5 protein-coding genes are annotated in these 3,237 nt (G+C 69.4%); 4 read left to right on the plus strand and 1 reads right to left on the minus strand.

What is annotated here, in order from left to right:
* Positions 1-180: 180 nt before the first annotated feature.
* From NBV68_RS18720 to NBV68_RS18735, 4 genes are all read left to right on the plus strand, one after another.
* Entirely contained in the window at positions 181-759 is a 579-nt protein-coding gene (locus NBV68_RS18720; RefSeq protein WP_296312937.1) for a family 16 glycosylhydrolase, read from the plus strand.
* 76 nt (positions 760-835) lie between these two features.
* Complete coding sequence (locus NBV68_RS18725; RefSeq protein WP_296312940.1) at positions 836-988, plus strand: hypothetical protein; 153 nt, start codon at positions 836-838, stop codon at positions 986-988.
* Positions 985-1,890: a glycosyltransferase family 2 protein gene (locus NBV68_RS18730; protein WP_296312942.1), complete on the plus strand. Its 906-nt coding sequence runs from the start codon at positions 985-987 to the stop codon at positions 1,888-1,890. Before NBV68_RS18725 ends, NBV68_RS18730 begins: the two co-directional genes overlap by 4 nt.
* Positions 1,891-2,076: 186 nt before the next feature.
* Positions 2,077-2,616 (plus strand): hypothetical protein, encoded by a 540-nt coding sequence (locus NBV68_RS18735; RefSeq protein WP_296312944.1) that lies wholly within the window; start codon positions 2,077-2,079, stop codon positions 2,614-2,616.
* Positions 2,617-2,634: 18 nt separating this feature from the next.
* On the opposite strand, the gene NBV68_RS18740 is transcribed toward NBV68_RS18735, so the two are convergent.
* A partial coding sequence (locus NBV68_RS18740; protein WP_296312946.1) for a methyltransferase domain-containing protein occupies positions 2,635-3,237 on the minus strand: 603 nt, incomplete at its 5' end.

Consider the following 3,237-nt stretch of genomic DNA (forward strand, 5'->3'; position numbering starts at 1 on the left):
CCCGACTAGGCCTTCGATCCCGCCAGCGCGCGCTGGAGCGATCGCGGCGGCGAGGGCGCGTTCAGCACCCGCCTGCCGCACGGGCGCACCCAGCCGGGCAATTCCGAGACCGGGCTCTATCTCGATCCCGACTGGCGCGCCGCCCCGCAGCCGCCAGTCGCGATCCGGGGCGGCGCGCTGGTGCTGACCAGCCAGCAGCTCGCACGCCCCATGGCTTACGAGGGCCAGCAGTGGCGCCACGGCGCGGCGGTGCTGACCGGCGAGCGGATGCCCGAGACCCACCTTGCCTATGGCCAGATCGAGTGGGAGGCGCAGATGCCCGACCGCCGCGGCGCCTGGCCGGCGCTGTGGCTGCTCCCCACATCCGGCTGGCCGCCCGAGATCGACGTCTACGAGGGCTTCGGGCAATCGCCCGATTGGAATTTCTCGCGCCACATCAGCGCCAATCTGCACGGCGGCGCGGGCGGCAAGCGGGGCTTCACCGTGCCGATGCGGATCGACGCGCAGCGCTTCTACGGGCGGTCGGGCTTTGCGAGCGGCTACCACCGCTACGGCGTCAGTATCGACCCCCGGCACATCACCTGGTTCGTCGACGGGATAGAAGTCTACCAGACGGTCAATCCCTTCCCCGGCACGGTCTGGTTCCCGCTGATGACCGTGGCGGTCAAGCACCCGGGGACAAGTGCCTATGCGGGCGGAAGCGGGGCGATGCGGGTGCGCGCGCTGCGGGTGTGGCGGGCGGGTGCAGGCGACGACTGACGCCGGTGCCAATCTCAATCGAGGCGGCGCTGCCTTAAGCAGGTTAACGCACCGCGCCGCCGTCTCGCCCAAGGGCATGCGCCGCGCGGGCGCTTCCCTGCCCGGCACGAGCGAGGGAGGGCGCGCGCTGCGCATCATGCCGTTACGGGTCTGCGTCATCCTGCCGGTCTTCAAGGTCGTGCCCCGCTTCGCCCCCGCGCTCGTGCGGCGGGAGGGCATGGCGGCGTGAACGAGCCTACAGTGCCTCAGGTGAGTCTCATCGTCTGCACCCGCGATCGTCCGGTGGCGCTAGCGCATTGCCTCGCCGCGATCCGCGTGGCGGCGGCGCGCACCCGGGATGCTGCAATCGAGCTGATCGTGGTCGACAATGCGCCGACCGCCAGTGCCGGCCCGCTTGTGCGCGCGCTCGCCGCGCGGCCCGGCCTGACGATCCGTTACCTCCACGTGGCCCAATCCGGCCTGGCCCGCGCCCGCAACGCTGGCCTCTCCGCGGCAAAGGCTGCGATCATCGCCTGCACCGACGATGATTGCCGGATCGACCCCGGCTACTTCACCGGACTGCGCGAAGCCTTTGCGCAAAACGGTGCGGGCCCGGTTGTGATGGGCGGCCGGGTGCAGCCCGGCATGCACGATCCGTCCCATAAGGTGCGCGGCGGGGACGCGCCCGAGACCTTCCATCGCGGCCTGGTGCCGACCGGCTTCGTGCTCGGTTGCAACCTCACCTTCAACCGCGCCGCGATCGCGGCGATCGGCCTCTTCGACTGGCGCTTCGGCTGCGGCGGCCCGCTGCGTTCGGGCGAGGACACCGACTACATCCTGCGCGCCCATCAGGCGGGTGTGCCGGTGATCTATTCGCCGCGTTTTACCGTCGACCGGTTCGGCGGCCGCGCCGCCCGGGCGGCGCAGGCCGACGCCTGCTTCGGCAATGGCGCGCTTGTCGCCAAGCACCTGCGCGCCTCGCCGTGGCTGGCGCGGCAGCTCGGCAGGCTGGTGCGCGGCTCCTTGCGCGAGGCGGCGGGCGGGCACCGCTTCGAACCGCGCCGCGGCCGGTCGCACTTCCCGGTGCTGGCGGCGACGTTCGCAGGCATGCGCCGCTACTGGTCGCTGCGCCGCGCGGACATGGGCGTATGAGAGCCCTGGTCTAGGCAATCCGAAACCCGGCCCGCTCTCGGCCAGAGCTGCAAACAGGGCCGCGCTCGCCTTTTGCGGGGCTTGCGCGCAAGGGCCGATTTATCATTCAGTCGAGCGGATGGAGGGCCGAATCATTTCGGCGGTCTCGTCTCGCGAGCATGCGGAATTGCCAAGGGGGATAGTGCCATGATGTTTCGCCGGATCGTCCAGATTTCGCCTGCTCTTGCGCTGGCCGCGCTGGTTCTTGTCGCCGCTCCGGCAAGCGCGCAGGTGCGGCCCGAGTTCCGCGAGGTTTACGAGGGTTCCTCCGGCTGCCAGATTGCTTCATGCGAACCGGCCAAGGCGCAGATGGCAGCCCGTGCGCAGGCTTTCTGCCTTTCGGGCACTGCGCCGCGATACGCCTATCCCGAGCAATTCGGCATTACCGGCACGCAAGCCTGCATGTACGAACAGATCGATGCGATCATGTATTCCTTGAACTTCGACTATTGGGCCCAACAGATGGAAGACGGCGCTTGGGAATACCGCGAGGTGCGCGCCGGCGAATATGGTGAGACCCCGGAGGTCGTAAAGCGCGACTGCAATTATCAGTGGTCGGGATATGTCGCCAAGGGTGACTACGCTCCGCTGAAGCTGTGCCTATCGTGGGCGCGTGAGCGGGCGAGTGCGCGGCTGGCGTTCAAGTTGCTGGAGGCAGCCGAGGCCGGTCAGCAACCGCAGCCCTGATCAGGCGCGCTGGGGCGCTCAAGCAGCCTTCAGCACGTGGAGCTGATAGTAGCCGAGCGGTCCGCGCTTGCTCGCCAGCGTCAGCCCGCGCGTGGCCGCCACCTCGGCGGCAAAGGCGGGAAGCGCCGCGCGCGGGGTCACATGGAACTTCGCCAGCCATGCCCGCAAGCCCCGCTGGAACGGCCCCGGCAGCCCGGCAAGATCACCGAAATCGACCACGTGAAGCTCGCCGTCCGGCGCCAGCTGCCCCGCCGCATGGGACAGCGCGTCCTGCCAGTCGGGGATCATCGACAGCGAATAGGACAGCACGATCCGCTCGAAGGCAGGCTCGCCCAGCAGGCTTGCAGCATCGAAGGCGCAGGCATCGCCTTCGCCCAGCCGTGCCTCCTCGCCCAGCGCCGCGCGCGCGCTCTTGAGCATCTCGGAGGAGATATCGAGGCCGAACAGGCGTACCCCCGGCCAGGCCTTGGCGACCTTGGCAAGGTTGCGCCCGGTGCCGCAGGCGACCTCGAGCACCCGCATTCCGGGCCGCGCCGCCAGCCCCGCGATCAGCGTGTCGCGCCCGAACAGGTAATACTTGCGCGTGAAGTCATAGATGTGGCGCTGGCCGCGATAGACCTC

The sequence above is a fragment of the Erythrobacter sp. genome, assembly GCF_023653175.1.
Taxonomy (GTDB): Bacteria; Pseudomonadota; Alphaproteobacteria; order Sphingomonadales; family Sphingomonadaceae; genus Erythrobacter.